The organism is Lebetimonas sp. JS032 (assembly GCF_000523315.1).
GTDB lineage: Bacteria > Campylobacterota > Campylobacteria > Campylobacterales > Nautiliaceae > Lebetimonas.
In genome coordinates this window covers 765194-782598 of the sequence record NZ_ATHS01000001.1, presented here as the reverse complement: position 1 = coordinate 782598, position 17405 = coordinate 765194, and the positions used below count along the sequence as shown (strand labels likewise).

Annotated in this window: 19 protein-coding genes; 2 read left to right on the top strand and 17 right to left on the bottom strand. The window is 28.4% G+C overall.

Translation table 11 applies throughout. From position 1 onward, the window contains the following. Nucleotides 1–6: 6 nt before the first annotated feature. The 3 genes from fliE to flgB all read right to left on the bottom strand — a co-directional run bounded on the left by fliE (nucleotide 7) and on the right by flgB (nucleotide 1291). The gene (gene fliE / locus DZ65_RS0104325; protein WP_024787449.1) at nucleotides 7–297 is read right to left on the bottom strand and encodes a flagellar hook-basal body complex protein FliE; all 291 of its coding nucleotides are present in this window, start codon (nucleotides 295–297) and stop codon (nucleotides 7–9) included. A 10-nt stretch (nucleotides 298–307) separates the two neighbouring features. Then, on the bottom strand, nucleotides 308–805 hold the full coding sequence (gene flgC / locus DZ65_RS0104320; RefSeq protein WP_024787448.1) for a flagellar basal body rod protein FlgC: 498 nt from the start codon (nucleotides 803–805) through the stop codon (nucleotides 308–310). Nucleotides 806–883: 78 nt separating this feature from the next. Continuing rightward, a complete protein-coding gene (gene flgB / locus DZ65_RS0104315; protein WP_024787447.1) occupies nucleotides 884–1291 on the bottom strand; it encodes a flagellar basal body rod protein FlgB in 408 nt (135 codons plus the stop codon). 186 nt (nucleotides 1292–1477) lie between these two features. Between flgB and DZ65_RS0104310 the strand changes: the two genes are divergently transcribed. Together DZ65_RS0104310 and murG are read left to right on the top strand one after the other, a co-directional pair. Further along, on the top strand, nucleotides 1478–2617 hold the full coding sequence (locus DZ65_RS0104310) for an FtsW/RodA/SpoVE family cell cycle protein (protein WP_024790788.1): 1140 nt from the start codon (nucleotides 1478–1480) through the stop codon (nucleotides 2615–2617). A 48-nt stretch (nucleotides 2618–2665) separates the two neighbouring features. Beyond that, nucleotides 2666–3694 (top strand): undecaprenyldiphospho-muramoylpentapeptide beta-N-acetylglucosaminyltransferase, encoded by a 1029-nt coding sequence (gene murG, locus DZ65_RS0104305; protein ID WP_035907106.1) that lies wholly within the window; start codon nucleotides 2666–2668, stop codon nucleotides 3692–3694. On the opposite strand, the gene gmhA is transcribed toward murG, so the two are convergent. The 14 genes from gmhA to rfaQ all read right to left on the bottom strand — a co-directional run bounded on the left by gmhA (nucleotide 3672) and on the right by rfaQ (nucleotide 17404). Then, nucleotides 3672–4178, bottom strand: coding sequence for a D-sedoheptulose 7-phosphate isomerase (gene gmhA / locus DZ65_RS0104300; protein WP_369792211.1), 507 nt, complete (start codon nucleotides 4176–4178; stop codon nucleotides 3672–3674). The genes murG and gmhA overlap by 23 nt on opposite strands. 191 nt (nucleotides 4179–4369) lie before the next feature. Then, nucleotides 4370–5758 (bottom strand): D-glycero-beta-D-manno-heptose-7-phosphate kinase, encoded by a 1389-nt coding sequence (gene rfaE1 / locus DZ65_RS0104295; protein WP_024787443.1) that lies wholly within the window; start codon nucleotides 5756–5758, stop codon nucleotides 4370–4372. Next, nucleotides 5755–6750 carry an ADP-glyceromanno-heptose 6-epimerase gene (gene rfaD / locus DZ65_RS0104290; RefSeq protein ID WP_024787442.1) on the bottom strand — a complete coding sequence of 332 codons (996 nt, stop codon included), beginning with the start codon at nucleotides 6748–6750 and terminating at the stop codon, nucleotides 5755–5757. Before rfaD ends, rfaE1 begins: the two co-directional genes overlap by 4 nt. A 1-nt stretch (nucleotide 6751) precedes the next feature. Then, nucleotides 6752–7228, bottom strand: a complete 477-nt coding sequence (gene gmhB / locus DZ65_RS0104285; protein ID WP_035907104.1) for a D-glycero-beta-D-manno-heptose 1,7-bisphosphate 7-phosphatase — start codon at nucleotides 7226–7228, stop codon at nucleotides 6752–6754. Between the two features lie 120 nt (nucleotides 7229–7348). After that, nucleotides 7349–8236 (bottom strand): lipopolysaccharide heptosyltransferase II, encoded by an 888-nt coding sequence (gene waaF / locus DZ65_RS0104280; protein ID WP_024787440.1) that lies wholly within the window; start codon nucleotides 8234–8236, stop codon nucleotides 7349–7351. Beyond that, a complete protein-coding gene (locus DZ65_RS0104275) occupies nucleotides 8220–9233 on the bottom strand; it encodes a glycosyltransferase family 4 protein (protein ID WP_024787439.1) in 1014 nt (337 codons plus the stop codon). Before DZ65_RS0104275 ends, waaF begins: the two co-directional genes overlap by 17 nt. Continuing rightward, nucleotides 9205–10275, bottom strand: a complete 1071-nt coding sequence (locus tag DZ65_RS0104270; RefSeq protein WP_024787438.1) for a glycosyltransferase family 4 protein — start codon at nucleotides 10273–10275, stop codon at nucleotides 9205–9207. Before DZ65_RS0104270 ends, DZ65_RS0104275 begins: the two co-directional genes overlap by 29 nt. Further along, nucleotides 10250–11464, bottom strand: coding sequence for an O-antigen ligase (locus DZ65_RS0104265; RefSeq protein ID WP_156920218.1), 1215 nt, complete (start codon nucleotides 11462–11464; stop codon nucleotides 10250–10252). Before DZ65_RS0104265 ends, DZ65_RS0104270 begins: the two co-directional genes overlap by 26 nt. After that, nucleotides 11454–12536 (bottom strand): glycosyltransferase family 4 protein, encoded by a 1083-nt coding sequence (locus tag DZ65_RS0104260; protein ID WP_024787436.1) that lies wholly within the window; start codon nucleotides 12534–12536, stop codon nucleotides 11454–11456. Before DZ65_RS0104260 ends, DZ65_RS0104265 begins: the two co-directional genes overlap by 11 nt. Then, complete coding sequence (locus tag DZ65_RS0104255) at nucleotides 12533–13588, bottom strand: glycosyltransferase family 9 protein (RefSeq protein WP_024787435.1); 1056 nt, start codon at nucleotides 13586–13588, stop codon at nucleotides 12533–12535. Before DZ65_RS0104255 ends, DZ65_RS0104260 begins: the two co-directional genes overlap by 4 nt. Then, on the bottom strand, nucleotides 13585–14520 hold the full coding sequence (locus DZ65_RS0104250; protein ID WP_024791280.1) for a glycosyltransferase family 9 protein: 936 nt from the start codon (nucleotides 14518–14520) through the stop codon (nucleotides 13585–13587). The genes DZ65_RS0104255 and DZ65_RS0104250 overlap by 4 nt, the downstream gene beginning before the upstream one ends. Next, nucleotides 14517–15278 carry a polysaccharide deacetylase family protein gene (locus DZ65_RS0104245; RefSeq protein WP_024790786.1) on the bottom strand — a complete coding sequence of 254 codons (762 nt, stop codon included), beginning with the start codon at nucleotides 15276–15278 and terminating at the stop codon, nucleotides 14517–14519. The genes DZ65_RS0104250 and DZ65_RS0104245 overlap by 4 nt, the downstream gene beginning before the upstream one ends. Beyond that, the gene (locus tag DZ65_RS0104240) at nucleotides 15271–16326 is read right to left on the bottom strand and encodes a glycosyltransferase family 4 protein (RefSeq protein WP_024790785.1); all 1056 of its coding nucleotides are present in this window, start codon (nucleotides 16324–16326) and stop codon (nucleotides 15271–15273) included. The genes DZ65_RS0104245 and DZ65_RS0104240 overlap by 8 nt, the downstream gene beginning before the upstream one ends. After that, nucleotides 16313–17404 (bottom strand): putative lipopolysaccharide heptosyltransferase III, encoded by a 1092-nt coding sequence (gene rfaQ, locus DZ65_RS0104235; RefSeq protein WP_236617350.1) that lies wholly within the window; start codon nucleotides 17402–17404, stop codon nucleotides 16313–16315. The genes DZ65_RS0104240 and rfaQ overlap by 14 nt, the downstream gene beginning before the upstream one ends. Nucleotide 17405 lies beyond the last annotated feature (1 nt).

Sequence of the window (17405 nt, the reverse complement as noted above, 5' to 3'; positions counted from 1 at the left end):
TTTTCATTAAATTTGAGTTTTAAGTAGCTCTTTATAGGCACTTATAGCCTTATTTCTGACTTCAAGCATCATTTTCATTTTAAGTTCCGCTTTTTGAATAGTTATACTTGCTTTTGCCAAATCTTTAACATCTCCGGTTGCTATATCGGTTTCGGCTTTTTTGGCGCTTTGTAGAAAATTATTTGTCTCATTTAACTCTTTTTTTAAAATTTCTTCAAAATTATCATCATTTGATTTGTTTTTGTTTTGTATATTTCCGATATTTATATTTGAATCTATTTTATTAATAAAAGCCATTTTTTATTCCTTAGCTTTGTAATATGTTTATGGCACTGTTCGCCATTGTTTTTGCACTCTGAAATGCCGCCACATTAGCCTGATACGCCCTTGTTGCTTCCAATAAATCGGCCATTTCAATTACAGGATTAATATTTGGATACGCTACATAACCTTTGGCATTTGCATCAGGGTTTGTCGGGTCATATTTTAAAATCGGTTTTGAATCATCCCTTACCACTTTATCCACCATTACAGTTTCAATCGGAGGTTTCGCCTTTGCACCGTCTTCTCCCTCTTCATCCAAAGGATTTTCATATCCGGCAAAAGAAGCATTGTTTTCAAGTTCTTTGTTAAGCGTTTTTTCAAAAGGCACAGCTTTAAAAACAACCTCTTTTCTTCTGTACGGCCCGCCTTCATCGGTTCTTGTGGTATTTGCGTTTGCAATATTTTCTGAAATTATATTTATTCTGAATCTCTGGGCTGAAAGTCCGTATCCGGATATATCAAAACTGTTTAAAAATCCCATTTTTTTCCTTTTATTTAAAACTTGGCCACTTGCCAACTCATTACTCACAACTCACTACTCACAACTCACCACTCACTATTATATATTCTTACTTGAATCAATCACCAGCTTAAACAAATCTATTCTTTTTTTTACCGCAGCCACCTCGGCGTTATACATAAGGGCATTTTTTGCCATTTCTGTAGTTTCCACATCTATATCAACGCTGTTTCCGTCATTTCTTGCCAAATGACCGTCTCTGAAAAACACAACAGGCTCATTTTTATCTTCTACATTTTTAGGCTCCAAATGCATAGCATTAGTTTTTGCAAGCTCTAATTTTTTATTGTTTCCATGTTCTATTTCATTTCTTAAGGTATCTTCAAATCTTATATCTTTTGGTTTGTAATAAGGAGTATCGGCATTTGCTATATTGCTTGCAATTAAATCCTGTCTGATTTTTCTGTATTCAAGAGATTTTTCCAAAAAATTAATTGTTTTAAACAAACCAAAACTCCTTTTTTAATTTCAAGCAATTTTTATTCCCTTTACCTACAACCTCTCAGCTTTCACTTTTCACTTTCCATTTTTCACTTTAAACTTGGCAACTTGGCTAGTCACAATTCACTACTCACAACTCACTGTATTATTATGATAAAATTCTATATTAATTATACACTATAAAGGTTAATTTTGCAAAAAGTCGATGCGTTAATTTTTATTATAGTTGCCATATTTTTACTGATAGGTTCCCTTTTTTCATATTCTCTGCCTGTTTTTTTGGAAACTTCAAAAAACCTGGGGGAATATCATTTTGTAAGCAGATATCTTTTTTTTGGTTTTTTAGGTTTTGTAATTATGACGATTCTTTCTTTTCTAAACACTGATATATGGTTTAACAAGCTTGGATGGCTTATTTTTATAACTTCTTCTATATTGGTAATATTAATGCCTTTTTTACCCGAAAGTATTGCCCCTGTAATTAACGGTGCAAGAAGATGGATAAAAATAGGGGCGTTTAAATTTTCCCCCGTTGAATTTTTCAAAATCGGAGTAATATTTTTTTTATCATGGTCTTTTACAAGAAAAGTTAAAAACATCAATTCCCTAAAAGAAGAGATAAAACTTATTTTACCCTATCTTATAATACTGGGAGGTTTTTGGTATCTGATACTTGCTTTTCAATCGGATTTGGGACAGGTTATGATAATGGCTTTGGTTTTTGCTTTTATGTTATTAATTGCAGGGGGCAGATTTCAAACATTCACTTTAATTATTTCGGGCGGTATTTTTGTGTTTATTTTAGCCGTTTTCTCATCTAAATACCGCCTTTTAAGGTTTAAAGCATGGCTGGCACTTATGTCGTCAAATTTTTTTCCACATCCGATAGTTGACACTTCCCCAGCAAGTTACGGACAGGTCCAGGAAGCTTTGAATGCAATTCACAACGGTGGAATTTTGGGGACAGGCATAGGAAACGGTGTATTCAAACTCGGATTTTTAAGCGATGTGCATACCGATTTTGTATTGGCCGGTATTGCGGAGGAAACAGGTATAATAGGAATCAGCTTAATTGTAATTTTGTTCAGTGCCTTAATTTACAGAATATTCAGAATCGCAAACAGGAGCGAAAAAAAAGAATATCAGCTTTTTGCCTTCGGAATAGGGACTTTAATTTCACTGCAGTTTATTCTAAATGCACTGGGCGTTACGTCATTGATTCCTATAAAAGGTCTTACAGTCCCTTTTTTAAGCTACGGCGGAAGTTCACTTTTAGCTTTTTTAACGGCAATAGGAATGGTTTTAATGATAAGCAAAAGAACGAAGTTATAATAAATGGTGAAAATAGTGAGTAGTGAAAATGGTGAAATTGGAGAATAAATGGAAAATTTAAATATGGCAATAACAGGCGGTGGAACGGGGGGACACCTTAAAATTGCAAAAATTATAAAAAATGAATTAAATAAAAGAGGATTAAATCCAATTTACATAGGTTCAACCTCTGGGGCAGACAAAGAGTGGTTTAGTGAAGATGAAGGGTTTAGCAAAAAATATTTTCTCTCATCCACAGGTGTTGTAAATAAAAAAGGAATAAAAAAAATAGATTCTTTAATTAATATAATAAAATTATCTTTTCAGGCAAAAAAAATATTAAAAGAAAATAATATAAATGCAGTTTTCAGTGTAGGAGGATATTCAGCAGCCCCGGCAGCTTTTGCCGCTATAACAAGCAATAATCCCCTTTTTATTCATGAACAAAATGCACATATCGGCTCACTTAATAAATTATTAAAACCTTTTTCCAGAAGATTTTTTTCCACATTTTTATATAACGACCCCTATCCTGTGGAACAAATTTTTTTTGAAAAAAATAGAATCAGGAAAAAGCTAAAAACTGTTATTTTTTTAGGAGGAAGCCAGGGGGCGATTGCAATAAACGATTTGGCTTTGTCGCTCGCCCCCGTTTTAAAAGAAAAAAATATTAATATAATTCATCAGACAGGAAAAAGGGATTACGAAAGAATTAAAAATTTTTATGAAAAAAACGGTGTAAAAGCAGACGTTTTTGATTTTTCAAAAGATTTAGCCGATAAAATCACACAAGCCGATTTTGCAATAAGCAGAGCCGGAGCTTCAACACTGTTTGAACTTGTCGCAAACCAGATTCCGACTCTTTTTATTCCCTACCCTTATGCAGCGGGAAACCATCAATATTATAATGCAAAATTTTTAGAAGAAAAAAAAGCGGGATTTGTAATAAGACAAAATGAAATAAACGATGAAAAGATTATAAAAATTCTTTTTGATTCTAACTTAGAGGCTATTTCAAAAAATTTGGCTAAAATAAACAAAAAAAACGGGGCTGAATTTATAATAAATGAAATTTTTAAAACTCTTCATCAATCATAGCGCAAATCATATGTCCGACCATTATATGCATTTCCTGAATTCTTGGCGTATCATAGCTTGGAATAACAATATTCACATCTCCCAAATCTTTCATCTTACCGCCGTCTTTTCCTGTTAAAGTAATAACCTTACAGCCTGTTTTTCTGGCATAATCTATTGCATTTATTACATTTTTTGAATTGCCGCTTGTTGAAATTGCTATTAATATATCATCTTCATTTGCCAACGCTTCTACCTGTCTTGAAAATATTTGTTCAAAACCGTAATCATTTCCTATTGCTGTAAGAGCGGATGTATCGGTAGTTAGAGCTATACCGGCAAGAGCTTTACGCTCTTTTTTAAACCTGCCGCTAAGCTCGGCTGCAATATGCTGAGAATCGGCCGCACTTCCTCCGTTTCCACAAAGTAAAATTTTACCTCCGTCTTTTAAAGAAGCCAAACAAAGCTCGGCCGCACTTACAATATCAGGCAACAGTTTTTCCATTTTTTTAGCTACCTCGATATGATTCATCAAACATTTATTTAACATTTCTCTCCTTTTTTTTACTTTTCATCATGGCCGCTTTTCAAGCAGCCAGATGAGCGTAATTCGCTTTGCTCATTTTCGCTCATTTTCCATTATCCATTTTCCATTTTCAATTGGTATAACTTGGCAACTTAACTACTCACAACTCACTACTCACCATTCCTCACTTTTTTTATAATATTCGTAGTACTTTTCCCCTCAACAAAATCAATGAGTCTTACTTCTTTTGCAATATCGCTTCCTACAACCTCTTTATTTTTATAATCGGCCCCTTTTACCAAAATATCCGGTTTTATTTTTTTAATGAGTTCATACGGGGTATCTTCATCAAAAATAACCACATAATCAACAACCTCAAGAGAAGCTAAAAGATAAGCCCTGTCGTATTCATCATTTACCGGTCTATTAGGACCTTTAAGTCTACTTACTGATTCATTTGAATTAACACCGACTATAAGTTTATCTCCAAGAGCTTTTGCCTTTTGAAGGTATTTTACATGACCTATATGTAAAATATCAAAACATCCGTTTGTAAAAACTATTTTTTTATTTTCAGCCCTTAAAGCATTTGCTATTTTTTCAATTAATTTAAAATCAACTATTTTATAATCCACATTGTTATCTATTCTTTTTTCGGCTTCTTTAATTTCTTCAAGCGACACAGTAGCACTTCCGAGTTTTCCTACTACAACAGCGGCGGCCGCGTTTGCAAAATGCATGGCATTGATTAAATCATCACTTTTATTTAAATAATATCCCAGACTTGCCAAAACCGTATCCCCTGCCCCCGTTACATCATATACTTCTCTTGCCAAAGTAGGCACTTCTACGAAATTATCTGCAAAAAGAGCCATTCCATCTTCACTGAGAGTTACTAACAAATAATCAAGATTCAGCTCTTTTTTAACTTTCCATCCAGCTTTTATTAAATCATCTTTATTTTTTATCTTCATCCCTGCCGCAGTTTCAAGCTCTTTTTTATTAGGCTTTAACATCCACGCATTTATATATTTTGAAAAATCTTTTTTTGGATCAATTATAAGCTTTTTATTATATCTGTTTGCAAGTTTGATTATTTTTTGAGTTAGACTTTTTGTTAAAACACCTTTTTCATAATCGCTTAAAAGAATTATTTCAATATTTTTAATATTTTTATCTAAAAATTCAATTATTTTTTCTTCATATTCTTCACCAATAGGTTCTATTGTCTCTTTATCATACCTGATTACCTGCTGATGGGACGCTATTACCCTGCTTTTTATAATAGTCTCACGCGATTTATCTATAAAAATCCCGTTTGTGTCTATATTTTTTTCTTCTAAAAGCTTTAACATTCTTTTATAATTTCTGCCAATAACACTTGAAACTATCACTTCAGCCTCAAGTGTTATTAAATTATTTACGACATTCCCGGCACCTCCGAGTCTGTCTTCTTCTTTTTCAACTTCCACAACAGGCACCGGAGCCTCAGGGGAAATCCTGTGGCTTTTCCCCCATAGATAATGGTCTATCATAAAATCGCCGACAATTGCTATCATTTCACTTCTTCTTCGTAAATTCGTCTAATTTCAGGTAAATAAGCTTTTATCCCGTCTTCCAGGCTGAATCTCGGATTATAATCCAGATATTTTCTTGTATCTTCAATATCAGCCTGGGTAAAATACTGATACTGCTTTGCATATGGATTTGGAATGTATATATCATCTCTTTCAATACCTAACTCTTTTTTTAATATATCCACAATATCCTGAAAACTTCTGGCCTTTCCGGTTCCCACATTATAAACCCCGTTTTTTTTGGCTGCGCAGGCTTTTATATTCGCCTGAATTACATCTTCAACATATATAAAATCCCTTTTTATTTTATCACTTCCCTCAAACAGTTTTGCACTCTCTCCTTTTAAAAGCTGAAGTCCAAACTGCAAAACCATTGAAGCTGTTTTATTCTTAAAATATTCCCTCTCACCGTATACATTAAAATACCTAAGTCCAATAACTCTAATTTTATCATAATACTCTTTTGCTAAATTATCCATCATAAGTTTGGAAAAGCCGTATACATTATTTGGATTTTCATGCCCCACTTTAAATATTTTAGAATTTCCATAAGTCGCCGCAGAGCTTGCATAAATCATAGAAGCATCTTTTTTAACTACCAAATCCAATAAATCCTTAAAAGCATTTACATTCGTATCTATCATTATTTTCTGATCAAGAACCGTGGTATCTGAAATTGCGGCTTCATGGAATATATAATCAATATCATAAACTTCAAGTCTTTCCAAGTCTTCTTTTTTTGTAATATCTCCGCTGATTACAATCCCCTTGAATCCCAACAGATTTTTAAAATGCCCAAAACTTTTTAAGTTTCCGTTTGAAAAAGTCTCTTCGTTTCTGAATTTATCAAAAACAATTACTTTTGCATCAGGATAATTTTCCTGAAAGTAAAAAGCTAAATTACTGCCTATAAATCCGGCTCCACCTGTAACTAAAACAGTTTTATTATTAAAATCAATATCAACATACTTCATTTCATTCCTTTTTGATTTTTTCAATTATATCAAATAAAGAATTTTTAACTAAATAAGTTTTCCCAACTCCCGCATTTTTCCCGGCTTTAATATCACTTATTTTATCGCCTATCATTATGGAATCTTTTAAAGAAATATTATATTTTTTTGCCAAATTCAAAATCATCCCGGGATTTGGTTTTCTACAGTAACATCCAACATCCGGATGATGGGGGCAAAAAGCGACTTCTTTTATTTCAAACCCCCTTTTTTCAAGTTCATTTAGCATATAATCTGTGAGTTTTTTAAAATCCTCTTCCCTGTAATATCCCCTGCCTATACCTGACTGATTGGTTACAATAAATAAAGTAAAACCTTTATCCTGAAGTAATTTTAATAATTCAAAAATCCCTTCTTTGAATTGAAAATCTTCTATTTTATAAACATAATTTTTATCAACATTTATAACCCCGTCTCTGTCTAAAAAAGCCGCTTTCATTATTATCCTTTAATTTTTAACTTTTCATCATGGACGCTTTTCAAGCAGTCAGATGAGCTTAATTCGCTTTGCTAATTTTCGCTCATTTTCCATTTTCCACAATTTTTAACTTTTCACTTTTCATTTTTCAATTAGCAACTCTTTTGCCGCTTCAATCACCTCACCAGCTTCAATACTTTTCATACATTCATGCGACTTCAAAGGACACTCTCTTTTTTTACAGGGAGCACATTCCAGATTTTTAGTAACTATTTTATAATTTTTACTCCAGGGACTCGTTTCAGTATAATCAGTGGGCCCAAAAACAGCCACAATTGGCACATTGTAAGCCGCCGCTATATGCATAGGCCCTGAATCGTTCGTAACAAAAAGACTAAGTCCCCCAATATATTGGCAAAGCTCTTTTATATTGAGCCTTCCACATAAATTTAAAAAATCCGGATGGTCTAAATTTTTTTCTATATCTTTTGCAATTTCCTCTTCCCCGGGACCTCCAAAAATTATCAGTTTATAATTTTTAAAATAGTTTCCGACCTCGGCAAACTTTTCGGGATACCATCTTTTGGCACTTCCGTATGTAGCCCCGGGATTAATGCCGATTGTGGGTTTTGCAAATTCAAAAGGTTTAAAATCAAGTTTTGGATTATATATTTTATTTTCATTTATTATAGAATTTACATATTTTGAATATTTCTCCACCATATGACCTGAAAAGTTATTGTCAAATGTAAAAGACTTTTTTGCTTTTAATCCTAAAACTTTTGAATATAAACTTCCTCTAAAACTTATAAATAAATCGGCACTTGGAATTTTAAAAAACTGCCTAAACCTGTGTTTTCTATCATCTACAATAACCTCATCAAATTTTTCTTTAAAAAGCTCAGTACTTACAAAACTTCCAAAAAGAATAGATTTTTTAGGTTTAAAATATTCAAGAAGCCCCTCTATCGACCCGCTTGCCATTACGGCATCGCCAAGCCATGTTGGAGATTCAATTAAGAGTTTCATTTATAACCTTAAGTGTTTTTTTCACATTTTTTTCTATACTGAAATTTTTTGAGATATCTTTCATTTCTTTTTGTTTTTCTTTTAATATTTTATCATTTTCTAAAAGAAAATTTATTTTTTCAACAACACTTAAATCATTGGGATTTTCCATTACATTAAATTCAGGCAAAATTTCACTTGCCCCGTTTTGCTTTGTTGTAAATACCACACATTCAAAATTCATAGCTTCTAAAACTACATTGCTGAAAGGTTCATATTTTGTAGGAAAAAGAAAAATATCTGCCATAGAATAAAATTTATCCACATCTCTTCTTGGCCCTGTAAAAATTACTTTTTTTTCAACTCCTAATTCTTTAGCATAATTTTTATAATAATTAATTTTTTTTTCTTTCCCCACAACTAAAAATTTAAAATCTCTTTTAATTTTAGAAATAATTTCAAGCGCTTCTTTTACCCCTTTTCTTTTAAAACCACTGCCAACATAAAGAATAATTTTTTCTTGTTTTAAATTAAATTCTTTTTTTATATTACTAAAATCAGCCTTTTCTTTTAAAGGAATTCCGTTATAAATTACTTCTATTTTTTCAGGACTAATATTATAATATTTAATAATTTGATTTTTAACCATATTAGAATTTGCAATAATTTTTTTAGCATTTTTAAACATTCTTTTTTCTATAAAAAGATAGACTAAATGCAAAGGATTAATTGATTTTTTAGTTTCTAAAAACGCTTTGTGTACCCCATCTCCAGCCCTATAAATATCAGGACATGTGATTCTTTCAAGAGAAAAATAAAATTTATTTTTTTTATTTAAGCAAACCTGCAGGTTATACCAAAATGCCTTTAAAAAGCTAGGCATTATTTTAGGACAATTACAATAAATTACTTCATAATCAATATTTTGTTTTTTAAGCTCATTACTAAGTCTTTCCAAATACCTCTCAGCCCCGCCGAAAGGATTTTTTTTAAGACGAAGAAATGTTAGTTTTTTCATCAATTTCCTTAATAAAATCAACTATTTGTTTGGCCCTGTTTTCCCAAGTAAACTGTTTTCCTGTTTCATAAGCATTTTTAGAAATTTTTTCCAATTTTTCTTTTGGCAAAGATAATATATAATTCAATTTATTTAAAAAATCTTTTTTATCACCTGCTTTAAATAAAAAACCATTTACTCCATCTTTTATTATTTCCTTAATAGGTTCAAAATCACTGGCCAAAACAATATTAGAAGTCATTAAATATTCATAAAGTTTGATAGGTGTAGAAAATTTATTATAATGAGAACTAATATTAGGAATTACTGCTAATTTTACTTCATTTAATAAAATATGTTTAATTTCTTCAGGTTTTTTAAAACCTAAAAATTCAATATTGTTAGCAGCTTTATTTAGCAATTCTTTTTTTCTATTTCCATCTCCTATCATTTTAAGTACAATATTTTTTTTATTTAACACATCTACTAAAAAATCAACTCCTTTCCATTTTTGTAAACTTCCAATATAAAAAATTTCTTTAATTGAAGTAAAATCTTTCTTTTTATATTCAAAAAAATCACAACCATTATGTATAACTTTTTGTAAATTTGAAACATTAAAACTATTATTAATTTCTTTTTTTAAACTTTTATTTATAAAAGTAAGCCCTAAAGTATTTTCATAAACAAATTTTTCTATTTCTCCTATTTTTTTATTTTTAAATTGAAAAATTTCATGACATTCAAAAATAACATTAGCTCCATTTTTTATTAAAAATTCTGCTGTTTTTAAATGTCTTACATAAAAATAATCATATTTTTTTATTTCTTTTTTTAGGTTTAAATTAAAAATTTTATTACTTCTTATAATAAATTTTCTTGGCAACTCTTTTAATTTTAAATTACAACTAAGTTCATAAAAATCTAAAACATTATTCTCACTTTTTTCATAAATTAAAGTAGTATCAACAATTTTAGATAATTCACAAGCTGTATTAACAACAGAAATAGCCCTTGCTTTTTTAGATGGCAATTTTTCAGGATATACGTAAGCTATTTTCATCTTTTTCCTTAAATATTAAATAAAGCATAAAATAAAAAATCAAATATTTAAAATTCCTACCCTCAGCTAATCCTCTTACAAAATAATATCCAACAAAAGACACTAATATTGCCAAAGTAAATAAATTTAAATTTTTATATAATTTAAAAATAAAAACTATACTAAAAGCTAAAAAAGCAATTAATCCCAAAATACCTTCTTTATAAAAAATTTGAAGTAAAAAAGGTTCATCAGACCAATAATGAAAGTTATTTCCTTCTTGAACGCCATATTTTTTAGGCGCATGATAAAAATTAAGAAATCTGTTATATTGATAATTATCAGGACCGCCAACCCCTATAAACAAATTACTATGTTTTAGAAAAATTGGCAACCTTGTTTCAACAATTTTATCCCTTCCGTTTGGATTTAACCCCTGATGAATCTTAGTTTGTATTAAATAAGAATTTTTATAAATTAAATATCCGCCCATTATCAATAAAATAAATACAATTCCTAAATAAATAAACATTTTTTTATAATTAAATTTTAAACTTAATACTACTGCAATTAAAAATATTTCAATAAAAACTGTACCCCATGCACCTCTTGCCCCTGTTAAAAATAATTCAAATAATCCAAATAAAAAAATTATACTTAATAAAAGTTTAAAAATTTTATTTTTTATTAAAAACAAAGAAATAAACACAAAAGGAATCAATATATCAAAATATACAGCCGCTATTCTTTCAAGCCTTATAGAAAAATCTAACTTAGGATTAATTTTAATATACTCATACGCAAATTTAAATACATCAAATACAAAAGCACATATTGTAGCAATAAACAATATATTTTTTAATAATTCTTTTTTTTCTACACTTAATGAAACTAACATAAACAAAAATATATTTAAAAACTCAACTCTAAACTCTTTCCATGATGGCAAAGAATTAGAAAAAGAAAAAATAATAGAAATAATAATTGAAATTAAAATAAAACTAAAAAGAATAAAAAGAGTTTTTTCATCTTGGTAATACTCAATATAAATTTTTTTTATTTTATCAAAATTTAAAAACAAATCTATCAAATAAAATAAAACAGCCCCTGATAAACCAATATATTTTATTGGAGTATATCCATTTATTAAAAATACAAATAGAAAAAGGCTTAAAAAAAATATTTTTATATAATCTAACTTATTTTTCAACACCAATCCCCTTTAATAAATTATCTACCGTATTTTCCCATGTAAAATTATTTTTAACATATTCTCTTGTATTAAATGTCATATTCATAGCTTTTAATATTTTTTCTTTTAATTCTTCTTTATTGTTTATTTCAAATAAAAATCCGTTTTCTCCATTTTTTACTATTTCTTTCATACCCCCATTATTGCTTGCAATTACAGGTACTCCACAAGCCATAGCTTCAATTAAAGTTATTCCAAAAGCTTCTTTTCCAATACTTGGTTGAATAAATATATCAGCTATATTTATATATTTATAAAGCTCTTTATTTTCAATCTCACCTAAAAATAAAACTTTATTTTCTACATTTAATTTTTTTGCTAATTTCTTTAAATTTTCTAATTCTTTTCCTTTACCTATTAAAACATATATAAAATTTTCTGGTAATTCAGGCAATATTTCAATTGCTAAATGAAAACCTTTTAATCCAACAATTCTTCCAACACTTAATAAAATTTTTTTATTTTCCAAATTAAATTTTTTACGCATATCGTTTCTAATTTGTTTATCTGCTTTGAATAATTCTATATCAACACCATTATATAAAACTTTCACTTTTCTTTTGTATCTGTTTTCAATTATTTTTTTATTTGATTTACTTACTGCAAACATATAATCTACATATTTTGAAAAAAATTTATCAAATCCATAAAAATCTTCCCCACCGGAAACAAAAACAGTTTTTATTTCAGGATTTATTTTTTTCATAAAATAACATGTAAAAAAATCCAGTGGTTTATGAATTAAAAAAATATCATATTTTTTATTTTTTAAATAAGAATATGCATTTCTAAAAAAACTTACCCTTTCCCACCATTTCCTAAATCTGTTTCCTAAATCAATAATTTTATCTCTTGGAATAAAATCAAACATTTTCAAAGGAATTTCAACATATTTTATATAGTCTCCTTTGCCTGAGATTATTTCTACTTCATGTCCCTGTCTTATTAATTCTTTAGCAACTTCCCAGTAAAAAGTTTCAATTCCGCCAGTTTTTATGGTTGTAGTTATGTTATACATACAAAATTTCATTTTCTGCTCTTTAAATAATTATTTAATTCCTCATATTTTTCAAAAACCTCATTTACATCAATTAATTGCATTGCAGAATTGTCTCTTTGTTTTTTAGGCAATTTTTGGACAAAACTGCCATTTTTTTGAATAACTTTATGAAGTTCTAAATCCTGATAAGGTCCTATAGTTTTTGAATCTGTAGCTGAAAAAAGTGAAACCGTAGGAGTTTTAAGTGCAATCGCCAAATGCATTGTGCCTGTATCATTTGTAATTAACATCTTTAAATTATTTACAATATTTGCTAACTCTATAATATTTGTTTTTCCGCACATATTTACAATATTTTTATTGCCAACATTTTGTATTATTTTATCTCCCAATTTTTTTTCGTTTTGAGTGCCTAATATTACAATTTTTTCATTATTTTTTAATAATTTTTCAGCCAATTTACTAAATCTTTCAATCGGCCACATCTTATAAACATCAGCAGCCCCTACTTGAAAACCAATATAATTCTTAAATTGTAAATATTCTTTATTTAAAACATTTCCTATTTTCATCTCTTTTTCAATTATTTTTCCACCTATTTTTTTGATTAAATCTAATCTATCTTCTATAGCATGTTGGTTTTTTTTTATAAAATCATACGATAAATATTTTTTTAAATAATTTTTAGTAGGGTGTTTTAAAATATATTCACTGCCACTTAAAACAGCTAATTGTATATCCTGTGGAGAATTTGAATGAAAAATTAAAGTAATTTTTGGATTATATTTTTTTATTCTAAACATTATTTTAAAAAAATCATTATATTTGCCATTATATTCAATTATTTCATCTATATATTCAAAATTTCTAAATAATGGTGAAAAATTGCTTTTTAAAACTGCAATAATTTTATTATTTGGAAAAGATTTTTTAAGTGATTTTATAGCAGGAGTTGATAGTAATGTATCTCCTAATGCGGTATTTGATATAACTACAAAATTATCATTATCATTAATTTTTAAATATTCTATAGATTTTGCAGGAGATAAAAACAGATTAATTATTTTTTCAAACAAACTCAAATATTCTCCTTAATTTTCTCAACAACAATTTCAGGCTCAATATTTCCAGCAATTTTACTTTCATCCTGAGTTACCAAATCTTTATATCCCCAAGGATACCATTTATTCATATTTGTTTTGCCACTAATTGCAATTGTTTTAACTCCAAGAGCAGGTCCTATATGCATAGCCCCGCCATCAAGACTAACAAATAATTTTACATTGCTGATTAACCCGGCTAAATCTAAAAGACTTTCAGTTTTTATCCATTTAGCTTTACTGTTTTCTTCAAGCCATTTTGCATTTTCAAAATCACTTGGTTCTGCTGTAATTATAATATTTTCATCTAATTTATCAATAACTGCTTTAAATTTTTCTTTAGAATATCTATTTTCTTTAATTCTTGAAGAGATGTGAAACAAAATATAATTTTTATAACCTTTATATTTTTTCTTAAAATTCTCAGGCATATAAAAAAACATTTTTTCATCACCTTGTTTAATTCTCAAAGGTTCTAAACATCTATAACAAAATTCAACTTCATGCTCATTTGGATTTGGAATAATGTGATGTGTAAAATTATCCCTGTTTTTAATATCTTTTACACCAATTTTAATTTTAGCTCTACTTATATTACTAAACTGCTCAGCCGAACTTGAATATCCGCTTCTAAAAACAACTGCCGCGTCATATTTTTCAAAAAAAATTTCACTCATAATTTTTATCTTACCGCCTAATGCTTTAATTTTATCAGATAAATTTTTTTTATGCTTTGGTTTTATGTAAACATAAATTTTATCCACAAAAGGATTTTTATTAATTGCTAAAAAATTATAACTGTTTACCACTATATCAATTTGAGCATCAGGATATTTTTTTCTTAAAGCTTCAATAGCAGGAGTTGTGCAAATTAAATCTCCAATATTATCATTTCTAACAAGCAAAATTTTCATTCAGGTTTTACCTTTGAATATAAATATCCAAAAATTGGATTAGAAAAAATTTTTATCTGTTTTTTTAGCCATCTATCATCTTTTTTTATTGCTATTCTTTTTATTTCATCTAAATTATTATCAGCTAAATTAATTCCTCTTTTTGTAGTATAAAAAATTTTAAAATTTTTTTTTACTAACATTATCAAATTATTATCATATTTTCCTCTTGGCCAGCATAAATGTTTTGAATCAACACCAAGCCTATTTTTTAAAATTTCTTTTGATTTTTCAAACTCTTCTTCCCACGAATATTCTTTACCAAAATAAAAATCCCTATGCGAATGAGTATGTGAGTGAAAATCTAAAACATCACTCATTTTTTCTATTTCATTCCAATTTAAAATAACTGATGAAGGATTAATCTGGACTTCTTTTTTAGCCTCATTATGTTTTAGAGGTTTAAATTCTGATTTTTTTTCACTTGCTTTTTCAATCCATTCAGTTACTAAAAATATTGTGGCTTTTAAATTGTATTTTTTTAAAACAGGATATGCAAAATAGTAATTATCCCTCCATCCATCATCAAATGTAATAAAAACAGCTTTTTTAAATTTTTTTTTGCCCTGTTTAAATTCTAAAAATTCTTTGCTTGTAAGAGTTTTATAATTATTTTCTGCTAAAAACTTCATCTGTTTTTCAAAATTTTCTATGCTACTTGCAATAAAACTATCTTTTTCTAAAATATGATGATACATTAAAACCGGCACACTATTCATTTATAATTCTTTTATACAAATTTTCGGTATCTTTAACCATTTTTTGAGTTGAAAAATTATTTTCTATCCATTCTATTGCATTTTTTGAAAATTCATATCTTAAGTTTTTATTCTCTATTAACTTGATTAACTTTTCTCTTAAATCATTTACATTTTCTTTTTCAAACAAAAACCCTGTCTTACCTTCACTCACACACTCTGGAATTCCACCAACCCTGCTTGCCACAACAGGCACACCGCAAGACTGAGCTTCTAAAAGAGCGGTCCCAAGAGCTTCAAGATTTGAAGGCAATACAAAAATATCAAAATTAGGTAAAATTTTATCTATATCTTCTCTATGACCAAGCATCAAAACTTTATTTTCTAAATTATTTTCTTTTATAAAATTTTTAATATTCATCTCCTGCGGACCATTCCCAACTATTACAATTTTTATATTTTCTAAAGGTTTTATAGCCTCTAATAAATCTATATGTCTTTTTGCAGCCCTTAAAACTGCCACAATTCCTATAATTACAGTATCATTATTAATATTATATTCACCTCTTAAATCATAACCGCTAAAAGGTTTAAACTTATCTGTATCAATACCTGTATAAATAACCTCTAATTTCTCTTTTTTAACCCCTACACTTTCTAAATATTCTTTTACTTGTCTGCTAACACAAACAACTTTATCTGATAAATTATAACTTTTTGCACTTTTTATCGGAGTTAAAAGATGTCTTGTGCGAATTACCTTTACACCGCATAATTTACCTACAATGTTTCCAATCCAAGCATCTTTTCCAGAATGAGTAGAAATAATATCTATTTTTTTATTCTTTACAAAATTTACTAACTGATAAATAGTTTTTAAATTATAAATCTTATTTAATTTAAAATCAAAAAATTCACCTCTTATTTCTTCTTGTCTTTTAAATAAAACGCTATCTTTCTCCACTCCCCAAAAAACTTCAAATTCATCTGAGAGATTATTATTAAGCCTGACAGTCCTTTTTTCCTGTCCGCCCCAGCCTTTTGACGATTCAAGTTCAAGTATTTTCATTTACTTCCTCTATATTTTTTTTGATAAATTCAAAATCAAGTCCGCTTATTAAACATTCGCTTATCTTGCTTCCATTACATCCATCCTGCCCACAAGGAGCACAATCCCAATCTACCTGAATAACTCTATGTTTTCCCATTTTTTGAAATCCGTTTTTTTTATTATATCCACTCTCCATTAAATTATTATCCCAAGGCCCCCAATTAAAAGCCCCGCTCGGTCCAAAAAATGCAATTACAGGGATATCGTTGGCCGCACTTATATGCATTATGGCAGTATCAACTCCTATAAAAAATTTAGCCCTTTTATTAAGAGCAGCTGTCTGTTTTAAGCTAAGTTTTCCACTTAAATCAATTGGATTTGTTTTACATAAAGATTTAATATTTTCTATTTTTTTAATTTCTGCTTCAACAGGAGCTGCCGTTAAAACTACCCTTAAATTTAGCTCCTCTTGAATAAAATCAATAATTTTTGCTGAAATTGTATCATCTATACATTTAAAAAGCCATCTGCTCACCGGATGAAAATGAACAAATTTTTTAGGTAAATTAAAACTGTCAATAAACTCATCATCTTTTTTATCCCAAAAAATTTTAACTCTTTTTTCAAAAATTTTTTTATTTAAAATTCTTATAGCATCTAAATTATTCTCTATTATATGTCTCATTAAAGGAGGATTTTGTAATTTATGAGTAAATGTATTTTTTAAAAAGATATTTTTTTTTGGAGAAAATCCTATTTTTATTTTTGCCCTGCTAAATTTTGCAATAAAAGCCCCTCTATCGCCTTCTGTTGTATTTATTATAATATCATAATTTCTAAAACTTCTTAAAAATTTAAATTCTTCTATTATTCTTTTTAGTTTTGGAAGGGATTTAAAATAACTTCTATCATAAGTAAAAATATTATTAATATTTGGATTTAGCGTTAGCATCTCTTCTGTGCCTTTATTTACTACACAATCAATTTGTGAATCAGGGTAATTTAGTTTTAAATTTTTAATTAAAGGAGTTGTAAGTAAAACATCTCCTATGTTTCTAAATTTTATTACCAATATTTTCAATTTTCCATTTTCCATT